Source organism: Clostridium sp. BNL1100, from assembly GCF_000244875.1.
In the GTDB taxonomy this organism is placed as follows: Bacteria; Bacillota; Clostridia; order Acetivibrionales; family DSM-1351; genus Ruminiclostridium.
Genome location: NC_016791.1, coordinates 562,816 through 578,679 on the forward strand (window position 1 = coordinate 562,816; position 15,864 = coordinate 578,679).

Annotated in this window: 13 protein-coding genes; 11 read left to right on the plus strand and 2 right to left on the minus strand. The window is 37.6% G+C overall.

Features of this window, described 5'->3' with window-relative positions:
• Positions 1 to 18 precede the first annotated feature (18 nt).
• The 11 genes from CLO1100_RS02435 to lonB all read left to right on the plus strand — a co-directional run bounded on the left by CLO1100_RS02435 (position 19) and on the right by lonB (position 12,993).
• A complete protein-coding gene (locus tag CLO1100_RS02435) occupies positions 19 to 2,433 on the plus strand; it encodes an ATP-binding protein (RefSeq protein WP_014312164.1) in 2,415 nt (804 codons plus the stop codon).
• A 109-nt stretch (positions 2,434 to 2,542) separates the two neighbouring features.
• Positions 2,543 to 3,097 (plus strand): sigma-70 family RNA polymerase sigma factor, encoded by a 555-nt coding sequence (locus tag CLO1100_RS02440; protein ID WP_014312165.1) that lies wholly within the window; start codon positions 2,543 to 2,545, stop codon positions 3,095 to 3,097.
• On the plus strand, positions 3,094 to 3,660 hold the full coding sequence (locus CLO1100_RS02445; RefSeq protein WP_014312166.1) for a zf-HC2 domain-containing protein: 567 nt from the start codon (positions 3,094 to 3,096) through the stop codon (positions 3,658 to 3,660). Before CLO1100_RS02440 ends, CLO1100_RS02445 begins: the two co-directional genes overlap by 4 nt.
• Positions 3,657 to 4,562, plus strand: a complete 906-nt coding sequence (locus CLO1100_RS02450) for a hypothetical protein (protein ID WP_014312167.1) — start codon at positions 3,657 to 3,659, stop codon at positions 4,560 to 4,562. The genes CLO1100_RS02445 and CLO1100_RS02450 overlap by 4 nt, the downstream gene beginning before the upstream one ends.
• Before the next feature lie 79 nt (positions 4,563 to 4,641).
• Positions 4,642 to 4,899 (plus strand): HPr family phosphocarrier protein, encoded by a 258-nt coding sequence (locus tag CLO1100_RS02455; RefSeq protein WP_014312168.1) that lies wholly within the window; start codon positions 4,642 to 4,644, stop codon positions 4,897 to 4,899.
• Between the two features lie 170 nt (positions 4,900 to 5,069).
• A complete protein-coding gene (uvrC, locus tag CLO1100_RS02460) occupies positions 5,070 to 6,911 on the plus strand; it encodes an excinuclease ABC subunit UvrC (RefSeq protein WP_014312169.1) in 1,842 nt (613 codons plus the stop codon).
• 21 nt (positions 6,912 to 6,932) lie between these two features.
• Positions 6,933 to 7,634, plus strand: coding sequence for a metallophosphoesterase (locus tag CLO1100_RS02465; protein WP_014312170.1), 702 nt, complete (start codon positions 6,933 to 6,935; stop codon positions 7,632 to 7,634).
• Positions 7,635 to 7,870: 236 nt separating this feature from the next.
• Entirely contained in the window at positions 7,871 to 9,157 is a 1,287-nt protein-coding gene (tig, locus tag CLO1100_RS02470; protein ID WP_014312171.1) for a trigger factor, read from the plus strand.
• A 105-nt stretch (positions 9,158 to 9,262) separates the two neighbouring features.
• On the plus strand, positions 9,263 to 9,847 hold the full coding sequence (gene clpP / locus CLO1100_RS02475; protein WP_004620762.1) for an ATP-dependent Clp endopeptidase proteolytic subunit ClpP: 585 nt from the start codon (positions 9,263 to 9,265) through the stop codon (positions 9,845 to 9,847).
• 13 nt (positions 9,848 to 9,860) lie between these two features.
• Entirely contained in the window at positions 9,861 to 11,156 is a 1,296-nt protein-coding gene (clpX, locus tag CLO1100_RS02480; protein WP_014312172.1) for an ATP-dependent Clp protease ATP-binding subunit ClpX, read from the plus strand.
• A gap of 154 nt (positions 11,157 to 11,310) precedes the next feature.
• Positions 11,311 to 12,993: an ATP-dependent protease LonB gene (lonB, locus tag CLO1100_RS02485; protein ID WP_014312173.1), complete on the plus strand. Its 1,683-nt coding sequence runs from the start codon at positions 11,311 to 11,313 to the stop codon at positions 12,991 to 12,993.
• A gap of 116 nt (positions 12,994 to 13,109) precedes the next feature.
• On the opposite strand, the gene CLO1100_RS02490 is transcribed toward lonB, so the two are convergent.
• Together CLO1100_RS02490 and CLO1100_RS02495 are read right to left on the minus strand one after the other, a co-directional pair.
• Entirely contained in the window at positions 13,110 to 15,023 is a 1,914-nt protein-coding gene (locus CLO1100_RS02490; protein ID WP_014312174.1) for an FtsX-like permease family protein, read from the minus strand.
• Positions 15,010 to 15,774, minus strand: a complete 765-nt coding sequence (locus CLO1100_RS02495) for an ABC transporter ATP-binding protein (protein WP_014312175.1) — start codon at positions 15,772 to 15,774, stop codon at positions 15,010 to 15,012. The genes CLO1100_RS02490 and CLO1100_RS02495 overlap by 14 nt, the downstream gene beginning before the upstream one ends.
• Between the last annotated feature and the right edge of the window lie 90 nt (positions 15,775 to 15,864).

The following is a 15,864-nucleotide window of genomic DNA, read 5'->3' on the forward strand; positions in this document are numbered from 1 at the left end:
GCAAAGCGGAGGTTAAACATGACAAAGCTAAAAGAGCTTTCATATCAAGATCTTGACAACAGATGTAAACTTGAATCATTACCATTTAAGAGCACATCACAGTTAGAAACCTATGAAGGCATTATAGGTCAGGAAAGAGCTTCAAAGGCTATGAAATTCGGTCTCAAGATGAAAATGAGAGGCTACAATATATATATGTCAGGGCCTACAGGAACAGGAAAAACAAGTTTTGCCAAACAAATATTAAATGAAACTGCCGCAAATCAGAAGATACCTGATGATTGGTGCTACATATACAATTTCAGTCAGCCTAATCAGCCTTTGGCTATAAACCTTCCAGCCGGAACAGGAAAGCAGTTTCAGCAAGACATGGACGAATTTACAAAAATAATAAAACAGGAAATAGTCAATGCCTTTGACAATGATCAGTACGAAAAAGAAAAATCAGAAATAATGGATGAGTACGAGGACAAGAAAGACGAGCTCCTTGATAAACTGAGCAAAGATGCTGAAGAGCATGGTTTCAAGGTTAATACAGGCAGCTCCGGAATATACTTTCTGCCTATCATAGAAGGAAGAACCATCAGTGAGGAAGAATTCAGCAGTCTGGATGAGGAAACAAAAGATGAAATAAACCAAAAAACAAATATTCTTCAGCAGGAAACACTGGATATAATAAGAAAGCTGAAAAACAATGACAAGGAAACAGAGAAGAAGGTGTCGGAATGGGAAAATAAAATCGCTTTACTGGCACTGGGCGTACATATAGATGATTTAAAGGAAAAATACAGAAAATTTGAAGTAATACAAAAGTACCTTGAAGAGGTACAGAAGGACATTCTTGATAATCTGGACGACTTCAAGGAAGAAGAAGTTTCTGAAGAACAGCAACAGCTGGTTATTCCTTGGATGCAAAAGCCGGAAACGTCCATTACAAAATATAAGGTAAATGTATTGGTTGATAATAGCACCCTAAAAGGAGCTCCGGTAATTCTGGATTCCAATCCTACATATTCCAACCTCATAGGAAAAATTGAATATGAAAATGAGTTTGGCTCTGTATCAACTGACTATACAAAAATAAAGCCCGGATTATTTCATGTTGCAAACGGAGGATATCTCATACTGCAAGCGAAAGATGTTCTCGGCAATCCACAGGCATATGAGGCTATAAACAGAGTATTGAAAACAAAGAAAATAATAATAGAGAACATGAAGGATCAAACAGGTGTAGTGGCTGTTACAGCAATTAAGCCCCAACCCATACCTGTAGATCTCAAAGTAATATTAGTTGGGAGTACTACCATTTATGAGTTGCTGTATGAATACGAGGAAGATTTCAGAAAGCTATTTAAAGTCAAAGTAGACTTTGATGAGGAAATGGAAAGAAATGATGAAAATATATTAAAGCTGGCTCAATTCATAAGCGGCTTCTGTAAAAAAGAGAATACACTTCATTTTGATAAATCAGGTGTAGCCAAGGTAGTTGAATATGCTTCAGGGCTAGTAGAGGATAAAAACAAGCTGTCTACAAGGTTTAATGAAATAGTTGAAATACTTTGTGAATCATGTATGTGGGCAGAGGATGACGGTGCAAAGCTTGTAAAAGCAAAGCACGTTCAGCAGGCTATTTCAGAAAAAGCTTACAGATGTGACCGTTTGGATAAAAAGCTTTTGGAAATGCTCAATGAGGGAACAATAATGGTAGACACCGAAGGCAGTGAAATTGGTCAGATTAACGGACTTACGGTCATGGATATGGGAGATTATTCCTTTGGAAAGCCTTCCAGAATAACTGCGTCAACCTACATTGGAGAAAGTGGGATAGTCAACGTTGAAAGGGAAGTTGATTTAAGCGGAACCTCTCACAGTAAGGGCGTTCTCATATTAAGCGGATATATAGGTCAAAAATATGCACAGGAATTTCCGCTTTCACTTACGGCAAGCCTTTGCTTTGAACAAATGTATGGAGGCGTTGACGGAGACAGTGCATCAAGTGCCGAGTTATACGCAATATTATCCAGTTTGGCGGAAGTACCCATAAAGCAATCAATAGCAGTAACCGGGTCTGTTAACCAGAAAGGTGAAATACAGCCTGTAGGCGGTGTAAGATATAAAATAGAAGGGTTTTTTGAACTTTGTAAACTCAGAGGCTTGACAGGTGAGCAGGGAGTAATTATACCTTGCCAGAATGTAAAGAATCTTGTTTTAAAGGACGAAGTAATAGATGCCGTAAAGAAAAAATTATTTCATATATACCCTGTTGAAACCATTGATCAGGGAATTGAAATATTGACAGGCAAAAAAGCAGGTGAAAAAGGTAAGAATGGAGAATACAAAAGCGATACCATAAATTACCTGGTAAATGAAAAATTGAGAAGATTTGCCGCTACAGTATCATCATCAGGAGGAAAAAGAAACATAAAGAGATAAATATAATTCAGACATATTTGAATTCTTTACGTAACTATTGTATTAACTTTTTTGGGGAAAGATAAATTAAACCTTTAAGATGATATTCTACTAGGGGGTGAATCAACTCTTGGCACTTACGGATGCAGAGCTGGTGTCTCAGTGCGTGAATGGAGATAGTAGTGCGTTTGAGGAAATAGTTACCAGATATAAGAAGCTGGTCTACAGCGTTGTATATAAAATGATATCGGACAAGGAAGAGGTACATGATGTATGTCAGGAGGTTTTTATAAGGCTTTACCGTTCCCTTGATAAATACAATCCGGAGTTTAAAATGTCTACATGGATTGTAAAAATCACCTCCAATTTATGTCTGGATACCCTCAGAAAGAAAAAACAGGACACTGTTACGCTGGACGATGCAATCGGAGTTTCAAGTGGGGTTGATACACCTGAAGAAGCAGTTATAAAGCATCAAAGATCTCAATTGATAAAAAAGGCCATAGATGAACTGCCGGAAAAGTATAAAATATTAATAGTACTTTTTCATAACCGAGGAATGTCATATGAAGAAATGACAAAGATATTAAACGAACCTATGTCAATTATAAAAAACCGCCTTTACAGAGCGAGGCTAATGTTGAAGGAAAAGCTTGAGAGTGCAAGAAAGGAGGAGGTATTATGAACTGTAACGAATCACAAAACTATATGATGAGATATTTTGACAAAGACTTAAATGATATTGAGCAGGCAAAGCTGAAACAGCACCTCAAAAATTGTGAGAAATGTTCGGAAGAATTCACTAATATGCAGGAGATATTTACCGAAATCGAACAGGATACAGAGTTTCTGGAACCTCCTGAAGACTTTGAACTTCAAGTCCTGAACAGGATCGAAAAAGAAGCTTATATGTACCAAAAGCAAAAAAACGACAATGTTTTTGTTTATAATATATTATTAATGGCTGTTTCCCTGATATTTATAATTGTTTTTGGAAGTATAATGTGGGAAGTATTAAACAAGCCTATCGGATTAATACAGCAGACTCACCTGACATTGGAGATGGTCAGGGACTTTTTATCAGCAGCCGTAAGTATGATTAAGGGTTTAGCCATAGCTGTTGTTGGTGTTACCGCTTCGATTTACAAAACATACTATTATGCATATATGATACTGGGTATTTTACTGCTCGTAACACAAGGACTTTTTATCCGAATGGTAAAAGCGGGTAATGGAGGAGCACAATGAGCAGAAAGATCAAGGCAATTTTAGTTTCACTGTTGTTCATACTATTTATACCCTGCATAGCATCGGCATCACAGTTCGACTTTTCAAATAAGTTGGTATTTTTTGAGGATAAGTTAATAACACAGCATAGTATGGGAAATGTTACCGTTGTTATTGGAGATGCAGATATCGAGACCAATATAAACGGAAGTGTAATAGTTGTCTTCGGAAAAGCTTCTATAAACGGCATGATAGGCGGAGATATTGTTTCGGTTTTTGGTGATGTTTATATTAAGGATAAATCTTTAATACAGGGAAATGTTGTATCCCTTGGAAAACTAAAAAATGATAACGATGTAATAATAAACGGTACGAAAGTTAATATAGACGTTGATATTATATCAATGTTTAAATCAAACGGAATAATTATAAACGGCCTTATTATATTGTCGTTAATAACACTTGCTGCTGGACTCATACTAATAAGTATATTTCCCGGAAGATACCGTGTTATGTCCTATAAGATGAGTAAAGGAATCTCCAGACGTATGATAATGGGCGGCCTGGTAGTTATAGGATTTACAATTATCGTAATATTTCTTTTATTCTTGATGGTTGCTCCCATATTTTACGTACTGTTCCTTATGTTCGCTGATATAGTTGCCAGTATTTTCGTCGGGACATTAATTTTTAAAGAAAATTATGATAGGACAACAATTTATCTTCAGTTTTTAGTAGGTCAAATACTTGTAAGCATCCTTAAAATAGTTCCCTTAATACTGATACCAAGCGGCTCCTATACGGCTATGCTAATATATGGAATCTGTTTTATAATACTGCAATACTCAATGGCATTTTTGGGAATAGGTACAATTATTGATACCGGTTTTGGAAAGAAAACGATTGCTACAAATAAAAAATGACCTATTTGATTTTATAGGTTGTTTTTTGTATAATAGATGATATATTGGCGAGTTTATAAAAAAATGGGGGAGCACAAGGATGATATCTACTAAAGTTACAATAAACTGCCCTGCAGGATTGGATTCCAAAGCTGCGGCGTTGCTTGTTCAGAAAGTATCCGGTTATAGTTCCAGCATATGGTTGGAAAAGGGTGAGAGAAGAGCAAATGCTAAAAGCCTTTTAGGGTTGCTTTCACTGGGAGTTGAAAGGAACGCTGCCATTACAATAATTACTGACGGAGAAGATGAAAAAAAAGCAGCAGATGAAATATCAGAATATTTTACTGTTGGATTTTAGAGACAAACCATAAATTTTAATTTTTTTGATATGATTTACGGCTGTGGCTTAGGATATTGAGGTCACAGCTTTTTGTCCTATATGCCGCTTCTGCTCCCGCTTAAAAAGCGTGATACAAGCGGCATTGTGTTTAATTAAAGCCAAAACAAGCATATGAAGAGGTGAGATAATTGTTTGATATTCAGGAAGAACTGAAAAAGTTACCCGATAAATCAGGTGTATATATAATGAAGGATGCCAACGGAGTGGTTATATATGTAGGTAAGGCTGTTGTACTCAAAAACCGGGTAAGACAGTACTTCCAGCAGTCTGCAAACCACCCTCCCAAGGTTCAGGCAATGGTTTCCAAGGTCAGCGAATTTGAGTATATTGTAGTTGACTCGGAAGTAGAAGCGCTTATGCTTGAATGTAATCTAATAAAAAAGTACAAGCCCAAATATAACATCCTCCTTAAAGATGATAAACATTATCCATATATAAAGGTAACTTTAAATGAGGAATACCCCAGAATTCTGAAGACCAGAAGAGTTGAAAAGGACGGTGCCAGATATTTTGGCCCTTACTCCAGCGGTTTTGCGGTTAATGATACCATAGATACTTTAAAAAAACTGTTTCCTCTTAAAACCTGTAATAAAAATTTGCCCAGGGATATAGGCAAAACCCGTCCCTGCCTGAACTACCACATGAAGCAGTGCTTGGCTCCCTGTCAAGGTGGGGTAAACAGGGATGAATACAGGGAAATGATGAAGAAAATATGCAGATTTTTAGGCGGACAGTATGACGAAATAATAAATGATATTCGTGTACAAATGGAAAGTGCTGCAGAACAGTTAGACTTTGAGAAGGCGGCACAACTGCGAAATAAAATATCAAGCATAAAGCAACTCTCGGAATCTCAGAAGGTATTATCTACAGATTTGGAGGACAGGGATATAATAGGTTATTACGCAGATTCCACAGACCTCTGTGTACAGGTGTTTTTTGTAAGAAATGGTAGAGTTATTGGCAGGGAGCATTTTATATTTGAAGGGGAAGCTAACGAGGATAAGAGATATTCCCTTTCAACCTTTATAAAGCAGTTTTACACTACAGTTCAGTATGTTCCTTCGGAAATAGTGCTTCAGAGTGAAATAGATGACAGTGAGACTATATCAAAATGGCTTAGTGAAAAGAGAGGCTTTAAAGTGGCTTTAAGGGTGCCTCAAAGAGGGGACTTGGTAAAGCTTGTTCATATGGTATCGGAGAACGCTGAAATTACATTAAAGCTTCACAGAGAACGTCAAAGCAGGGAAGGTACAGTGCCTGCGGAAGGAATGTCTCAGTTGGTAAAACTGTTAGGACTGGAGGAGGCTCCGGCAAGGATTGAATCTTATGATATATCCAACACGGGCTCATCGGAAATAGTAGCCTCTATGGTAGTATTTGAAAATGGAAGGCCTGCCCGTCAGGAGTACAGAAAATTCAAAATGAAGTCCATAGAGCAGCAAAACGATTATGGAAGTATGCAGGAGACTTTGTTCAGAAGGTTAAACCGTGCAAAGCGTGAAAAGGAAGAGGCTGCTGAAAATGCCAAATTCTCAAAATTGCCGGACTTAATACTTGTGGATGGAGGCTTAAACCATGTGAATGCAGCCAGACAGGTTGTTGAGGAACTTGGCTATAGTTTTAAAATAGCAGGTATGGCCAAAGACGACAGACACCGTACAAAGTCACTTGTTTACATGGGAAATGAGTATGATTTAGCGGCAAATATGCCTTTGTTAAGGCTGATTACGGAAATACAGGATGAGACTCACAGAGTTGCCGTAGAATATAACAGAAAACTCAGGGAAAAACGTTACGTCAAATCAGAGCTTGATGAAATAGAGGGTATAGGCCAAACCCGTAAAAAAGCCCTTATCAGGCATTTTAAATCAGTTGCGGCTATTAAAAAAGCAGATATTACACAATTGCAGGAAGTAGATGGTATAAGCGAGAAAATAGCAAAAAAGATTTATGAATATTTTAATTAAATAGGAAAGAGAAAAGTTTATATGTCAATTTTTACGATAGCAGACCTTCATCTTGCCTTGGGAATAGACAAGCCAATGGATGTATTTGGTGGCAGATGGTCAAACTATATGGAAAAGCTTAAAGAAAACTGGATAGGCAATGTTTCTGATAATGACACTGTAATTATTCCCGGTGATGTTTCTTGGGCCACCTATATAGACAGCGCTTATGAGGATTTCAGGTTTATAGAGGATTTACCGGGGAAAAAAGTAATTTCCAAGGGAAATCATGATTATTGGTGGACTACTTCGTCAAAGCTTAATAAATATCTATCAGAGAACAACTTGAGTACCATATCTTTTATGCATAACAATGCCTTTGAATTGGAAGGAGTTGCGGTATGCGGTACGAGGGGATGGAAGGGCCCCGGAGAAGACGATTTTAAAAAAGATGATGAGAAAATATACAAGAGGGAAATAGAACGACTGGAGTTATCCGTCAAGGCAGCTTTAAAGCTGGAACTTTCACATATGCTGGTATTTATGCATTATCCTCCGGTTACTGTCAAAAGTCCTATGACAGGATTTATTGATATAATGAAGAAATACGAAATAAAAGAGTGTTACTACGGTCATTTGCATGGCGAAGGTATAAAAGGGGCAATCGAAGGAGAGTATGAAGGTATCGATTTAAAACTTGTTTCAGCAGATTATTTGAACTTTAAACCATTTAAAATCATATAGGTTTTCCCAAACAAAAAAAGCGTTGAAAAGGCTGATATAAGCGAAAGTTTAAAATTTAACATATAATTAAGGTTACACTTGGAATTGTAATATTGTTTGTGGTATAATTGAGTGGTTAATTTTTAGAGTGTTAGGGAATTAGAGGTAACATAATTGTGCGGCAGTTATTGCAGCCTACGTAAATGACGGATAAAATTAATAAAAATAAAACTAAATACCGGGAGGAAGTTTGTTAAATGAAAGTAAAAGTTGAAAATGTTGAAAAGAATGTTGTACAGCTTGAGATAGAAGTTGATGCAGCTAAATTTGAAGAGGGAATGCAGCAATCATACTTGAAAAATGTAAAGAAGTTCAATGTACCGGGCTTCAGAAAAGGTAAAGCTCCAAGAAATATCATTGAACGTTATTACGGCGAACAGGCACTTTATGATGATGCAATAAATATTGTATGCTCAGAAGCATATGATAATGCTATAGAAGAGAACAATATTCATCCAGTAGACAGACCTGAAATTGATATAGTACAAATAGGAAACAAGGAGAACCTGATCTTTACTGCAAAGGTTACTGTTAAGCCTGAAGTTGAGCTTGGAGCTTACATGGGCGTAGAGGTTAAAAAGGCTGAAGCTAACGTAACTGATGAAGATGTTGAAAATGAATTCAACAAGGTTGTTGAAAAGAATGCACGTCTTGTTTCTGTAACTGACAGACCTATACAATCAGGCGACACAGCGGTAATCGACTTTGAAGGCTTTATTGATTCAGTTCCTTTCGAAGGCGGAAAAGGTGAGGACTACAGCCTTGTTATAGGTTCAGGAACATTTATTCCAGGCTTTGAAGACCAGCTTATCGGAAAGAATATTGCCGATGATGTTGATGTAAAGGTAACTTTCCCTGAAGAATACGGCAAAGAAGATTTGAATGGTAAAGAAGCATTATTCAAAGTATTAGTTAAGGAAATAAAAGTAAAGGAATTGCCTACGGTTGATGATGAATTTGCCAAGGATATAAGCGAGTTTGACACTCTTGAAGAATATAAGAAGGACTTGAGAAATAAACTTGAAGAAAGTGCAAAAAACAAAGCGGAACGCGATAATGAAGAAAGCGTAATCCAAGCTGTTGTTGGAAATGCAACTGTTGATGTACCAAACGTTATGGTTGAAAAGCATATTGACGCCATGGCAAGAGATTTTGATATGAGACTCCGTTATCAGGGACTTGACCTTCAGAGATATCTGGAAATTATGGGAACTGATTTTGAAGGCTTCAGAGAACAGTTCAGAGAAAGAGCTGCAAATGAAGTTAAGATTCAGCTGGTAGTTGAAAAGATCAGCAAGGTTGAAAATGTTGAAGCAACCGATGCAGACGTAGAAGAAGAAATCACAAAGACAGCAGAAGCATATAAGCAACCTGCTGAAGAGCTTAAAAAGACATTGAGACCGGAAGACCTTGAATACGTAAAGAATGATATCGCATTCAGAAAGACAATCAAGATTTTAACAGATAACGCAAAATTTAACTAATTTGTGTTATTTAATTGTTGGTAAAATGGGTATCATTATATAAATACCATTGTTAAGGTTCCATCAATAATAACTAAACATATATTAAATAAGGGAGGTATGCATATGAGTTTAGTACCTATGGTTGTTGAACAAACTAATCGTGGTGAGAGATCATACGATATATTTTCGAGACTATTAAATGACAGGATTATTGTATTAAGTGATGAGGTTAATGACGCTACGGCCAGTTTGGTTGTTGCACAAATGCTTTATCTTGAAGCTCAGGACCCTGATAAGGATATACAGTTTTATATAAACAGCCCTGGGGGGTCAGTAGCATCAGGTTTTGCAATATATGATACTATGCAGTATGTAAAGTGCGATGTATCAACTATATGTATGGGAATGGCAGCAAGTATGGGTGCTTTCCTGTTAGCCGCAGGAGAAAAGGGAAAAAGATTTGCACTACCAAACAGTGAAATCATGATTCACCAGCCTCTTGGAGGAGCAAAAGGTCAGGCTACAGATATTAAGATTCATGCAGAGAATATACTTAGAACCAGAGATAAGCTCAATAAGATACTAAGCGAAAGAACAGGTCAACCTCTTGATAAGATAGAGAGAGACACTGAGAGAGACTTCTTTATGTCTGCTGATGATGCTAAGGCCTACGGTATTATTGATGATATTATGGTTAGAAGAAAATAATTGAGGTGCAATGATGACCAGATATGATGAGAAGAAGCAGTTAAAGTGCTCTTTTTGTGGGAAATCTCAGGAGCAGGTTAAACGGCTGGTTGCAGGACCGGGTGTATATATCTGTGACGAGTGTATCGAGCTGTGTTCCGAAATTATAGAAGAAGAATTTGAAGACACAAAGGTTGATGCAGAAGTTAGCGAGATACCGAAACCAAAAGAGATAAAGGAAATTCTCGACCAGTATGTAGTTGGTCAGGATACGGCTAAAAGGTCTCTTTCGGTGGCTGTTTACAACCACTATAAGAGAATAAACAGCGATGTGAAGACCTCTGATATAGAACTTCAGAAGAGTAACATAGTTATGCTGGGCCCTACCGGTAGCGGAAAAACTTTTCTTGCTCAAACACTTGCTAAGATACTCAATGTTCCTTTTGCAATAGCCGATGCTACTTCTCTCACTGAAGCAGGCTACGTAGGTGAAGATGTAGAAAATATCCTTTTAAGGCTTATACAGGCTGCGGATTATGACATTGAAAAGGCTGAAAAGGGAATTATCTACATTGATGAAATAGACAAGATTGCAAGAAAATCAGAGAATCCCTCCATAACAAGGGATGTCAGCGGTGAAGGTGTTCAGCAGGCGCTCTTGAAGATTTTGGAAGGAACACTTGCTTCAGTACCACCACAGGGTGGAAGGAAGCACCCCCATCAGGAGTTTATACAAATAGACACTACTAATATTTTGTTTATATGCGGTGGTGCTTTTGACGGAATAGACAAGATAATACAAAATAGAATAGGTAAGAAATCATTAGGCTTTGGTGCAAAAATTGAAAGCAACAAGGACAAGGATGTTGGACAATTATTGAAAGACATACTTCCTCAGGATTTGCTGAAATTTGGGCTTATACCTGAGTTCGTAGGAAGACTTCCAATAGTTGTAACTCTTCAGTCTCTTGATAAAAATGCTCTTGTTCAAATACTTACCGAACCAAAGAACGCTTTGGTAAAGCAGTATCAGAAGCTCTTTGAAATGGACGATGTTATACTTGAAATACAGGATGAGGCTTTGGAGCTTATTGCTGAAAAAGCAATAGAGCGAAACACCGGAGCACGAGGACTGCGTGCCATTCTGGAAGAAGCAATGATGGGAGTTATGTATGACATTCCTTCAATGACTAATGTGGAGAAGTGCATTATAGGGAAGGAAGTGATTGCGGAACATTCAGAACCTGAAATGATTCTCAATGAAAACCGCAAATCGCTAAAAAAAGCGGGAGCCAAAAAAACAAGAGTTAAGAAGGAATCAGTTTCCTAGTCCATTCTTATTAAAAAACAGGCAGGATGTATGTGTTTAATGAACATATACACCCTGTTTTTTTATTTTCACATTTTCCATATTTTTTGGATAAAATAAAACTTGTTGCCAATAATATCTTTATAGGAATTTATCCAAGTTTAAGGAGGATATGATGTTTACGACAACTTTGTTTATTATACAGTTCTTCTTCTCAGTTATTATCGGAATATATTTTTTATCTCTTCTGAAGAACCAGCAAGGTAATAAAAGTGCTATAGAAAAGGAATCCAAAAAAGAGCTGGAAAAGTTAAGAAGAATGAGGGATATTCATCTTACAGAACCTTTGTCGGAAAAGACAAGGCCTGCAACCTTATCAGACATAGTAGGACAGGAGCAGGGGCTAAAGGCACTCAGAGCTGCTTTGTGCGGAACAAATCCACAGCACATAATTATATACGGCCCTCCCGGAGTAGGTAAAACTGCGGCTGCAAGGGTAATACTAGAAGAAGCTAAAAAGAACAGCATGTCGCCTTTCAGAAAAGAAGCAAAGTTCATAGAAATGGATGCTACAACATTGAGATTTGACGAAAGAGGGATTGCAGACCCGTTAATAGGCTCAGTACATGACCCGATATATCAGGGAGCAGGTGCATACGGTGTAGCAGGGATACCTCAGCCAAAGCAGGGAGCCGTTACAAAGGCACATGGCGGAATCCTTTTTATTGATGAGATAGGGGAACTTCATTCCATTCAAATGAACAAGCTGCTTAAAGTTCTTGAGGATAGGAAGGTATACCTTGAGAGTGCTTATTATAGCGCCGAGGATAGCAATATACCCTCTCATATACATGATATTTTCCAAAAGGGTCTGCCTGCTGATTTCAGACTGGTAGGAGCTACAACAAGAACTCCTGATGAGATACCTGCAGCAATAAGGTCAAGATGTGTTGAAATACATTTCCGTTCCTTACGTTCAGATGAAATATGCAAAATATGCGAAAATGCAGCAATCAAAGGAGGCTTTGAACTGAAACCCGGATGCAGCGAGTTGGTGTCAAGATACGCTCAAAATGGAAGAGATGCAGTCAATATTATTCAAATAGCCGGTGGTGTTTCCATGATAGAGAACAGGAGCACTATTGATATAAAAGACATAGAATGGGTTATAGAGTTCGGTCACTACAGCCCCAGACTTGATAAGAAAGTCAGCCCTGTAAATCAGATAGGTTGTATCAACGGGCTGGCTGTCTTCGGAGACAGTACCGGAATGGTTATAGATGTTGAGGTTACGGCAATACCGGTTGCAAGTGGAACAGGAAATATAAGAATAACAGGCATTGTTGAAGAAGAAGAAATGGATAACAGGGGCCATAAGCTCAAAAGGACAAGTTCAGCCAAAGCTTCAGTTGAAAACGTATTAACTGTTTTAAGAAAATATATGGATGTTGACTTTAAGAATTACGAAATACATTTGAACTTTCCCGGAGGTATTCCTATTGATGGACCTTCTGCAGGAATTGCTATAGCAACAGCAGTATATTCTGCGGTCAAAAATATACCTGTAAGCGGAGAATTGGCAATGACAGGGGAAATATCAATCAAGGGAAAAGTAAAGCCTGTTGGGGGCGTTGTGGCTAAAGTAGATGCTGCTAAAGCCGCAGGTATAAAAAAGGTGTTTATTCCAAAAGATAATTATCAGGAGATATTCGAAGATATGGATATCGACGTTATACCGGTTGAAAATATCAGTGAAGTTATGAAGGCAGTATTTGATATTGATCTGGTAGAAAAAAAGGACGAAACAGTTCCCAGTGGTTCTGCACCGATTACGGTACTTACTGCACAAGGAACATAGATGTTTTTTAACAGCCCTATGTAATTTTAATCAGCTTACGTGATATCGGCCAATACAATTTTAAACGCCAAAAGCCCTGTTCCCCATAGAGAGGAACAGGGCTTTTGGCTCGTTTATTAATAAATCATCTTCATAAATTTTCTTGTAGTGACAACATAAAATATCCCATAGAACACCACAAAGGTGATAATTGCCTTTAGGGCCGGAACAGTGAGACTGAGGCCCATAACCCCTCTCAGTACATCAATTGCAAAGAGACTGTGAATAATACCTATTATCAGGGGCAGTATCAGAGACAAGCCTACCTGCATGGAAACTGATTGATGAATTTCTTTTCTTGTCATGCCTATTTTTTTAAGTATTTCGTATTTTTCCTTGTCGGCAAGACCCTCACTCAATATTTTAAAATACATTATACTTCCTGTCGCAAGAATAAATACTATTGACATAAATGAGCCCAGAAAGTAGAACAAGCCCATAAAGGAATAAAGCCCCTCGTAATTTAATACATAGCTTGAAAATAGTGCGTTTTGTGGCAGTAGTTTACTAATCTTGTCCGATAATTCCTGAGATTTCTCAGCATCAGAAACAATCAGGCCGTTAAAGGTCTCAGGTTTATGTCCTACGGATAACTTCTCATATTGCCGATCTGAAACTATAAGACAGTCACTAAGACCGATTGAACCGTTGCCAAACAGAGGTGTTTTTAAAGTTTTAGCAATTTTATAACCACTATTCCCGGAATGTTTTGCATCTTCTTTGTTTTCCAATAAGCATTGTACCCCTTCTTCGGAATACAAATTCAAGGTTATTGTTCCTGAAGCCCTTGCTAAAAGTGCCTCATTGTCTGATACCGGATAATAAAAAGGTATTTTGTCGGGGTAATATTCCTTTAGCTTTTTTGTGAGATTGTCAAAATCCGAATATTTTATTACAGTCATAATATTCGTTCCGGTCACAATACCTTTATTGATTTTTGTTTTAACTTTAATATAATCAATATTTTCGTTGAGTAGGAGCGTATGTCTTGAGGAATTAATCTCATTGATAACCTTGTCATTGATTTTATTATCGCTTTCAACATAAGAGAATGAGTAGGGAAAATTAATATATCGTGTTTCTTCCACATAGTATTTCAGGGTCAGTGAGGTTCCAAAGGCAGATATTGTCGTGGCGGTCATTATCGCCAGCATTGCAAGACTTCTATAGTTTGCCTTGATTCTGAAGGAGATATTGCTTATGCTTATCAGACGTACTCCTTTATAAAGAATACTTTTGTTACCAGACAGGTATTTGGTAATGGCAGGGAGCAGTGCTCCAAACAACCAGTAGGTACCTATAACCACCAGTATAACTACAAAAAGCTCCATCAGAAGGTTTTTGCTGAGACGGTATCCAATTGCAATAAGAACTATTGAAAAGATGGCCCTGACAAGTTTTAATTTTGGTTCAGATTCATCTTTTGACGAGTCCTTTAGCAAATCAATAAGTTTGCTTCTGGAGATGGATATAAAGCTGTTTAAAGATGTTAATAAGAATATTGCTCCAAATACAATAAGCAACTCCTTAATACCCTTAAGGGGAATTACAAAGCCGATTGATACGTTTAGGAGAGAAACTTTGGCTACAGTCATCAGAAACAACCTGGAAAACAAAATTCCGACACCAAGTCCCGCAACTATGGACGCTAACCCTGAAAAAAGGCTTTCAATGGCAAAAATGCGACCTATTTTCTTTGTACTGATGCCCATAAGGGTATAAATAGCAATTTCTTTTTTTCTCTGCTTTAGAAAGAATGAACTGGAGTACCAAATGAAGAAAAAAAGGAATATCACCATTATGAAGGAAGTTACAGATGATGCTATTTGTGCTGATTGGATAGCATCACGTGCTTTTAGAAAGTCAGGGCTGTATTTGAGCACCATAAAGTCGTAATATACAGCTACCGAAAATACCATTACGGCTAGATAAAAACCGTAGGATCTGAGATTTGATTTAAACATCTTTATAGCAATACTAAAGGAGTTCATTTGAATTTGCACCTCCCATAGCTCCAAGCATGTCAAGAATCTGATGGAATAATTCCTTTCTGTCCCTTGTTTTATCGATTCTGGCATGAATGGCCCCATCCTTTAAAAACATAATCCTGCTGCAATAGCTGGCTGCAAAAGCATCATGTGTAACCATTATGATAGTCGTCCCATATTCCTCGTTGAGTCTTCTGAAACATTCGAGTATTCCCGCAGACGATTTGGAATCCAGAGCACCTGTAGGCTCATCGGCAAAAATTACTGAAGGATTCATAATCAATGCCCTTGCGGCAGCAGCCCTCTGTTTTTGTCCTCCCGAAAGCTGATATGGGCGTTTCGGCAATTGTTCTTCAATATCGAAGAAAGCAGCTAATTCTTTTACCTTTGAGATTATTTTCTTATGATGAACCCGGTTCAAGGCAAGAGGGAGTGCAATATTATCCATTACAGTCATGTTATCCAGAAGATTGAAATCCTGAAATACAAAGCCTATTTTATCCCTTCTAAAACGTGCCAGTTCTTCACTTTTTATTTTAAATAGATCTGTTCCTTCAAATATAACCTTGCCGGATGTGGGCTTGTCAATTGTTGAGAGCAAATTTAGAAGAGTGGTTTTTCCTGAGCCGGAGGGCCCCATTATTGCTAGAAATTCACCTTTTTCAACCTCGAGATTTATGCCGTTGAGTGCTTGAAACTTCATTCCTTTCGAACCGTAATCCTTTTTAAGATCCTGTGTTTGTATAATAGTCATTTTTAATCCTCCAAACTTTAAACATTCATGGTAAACTAACAATAATGATTTTATAAAATAACAGGTAGTTTATCCATAATGCGAGGGTTA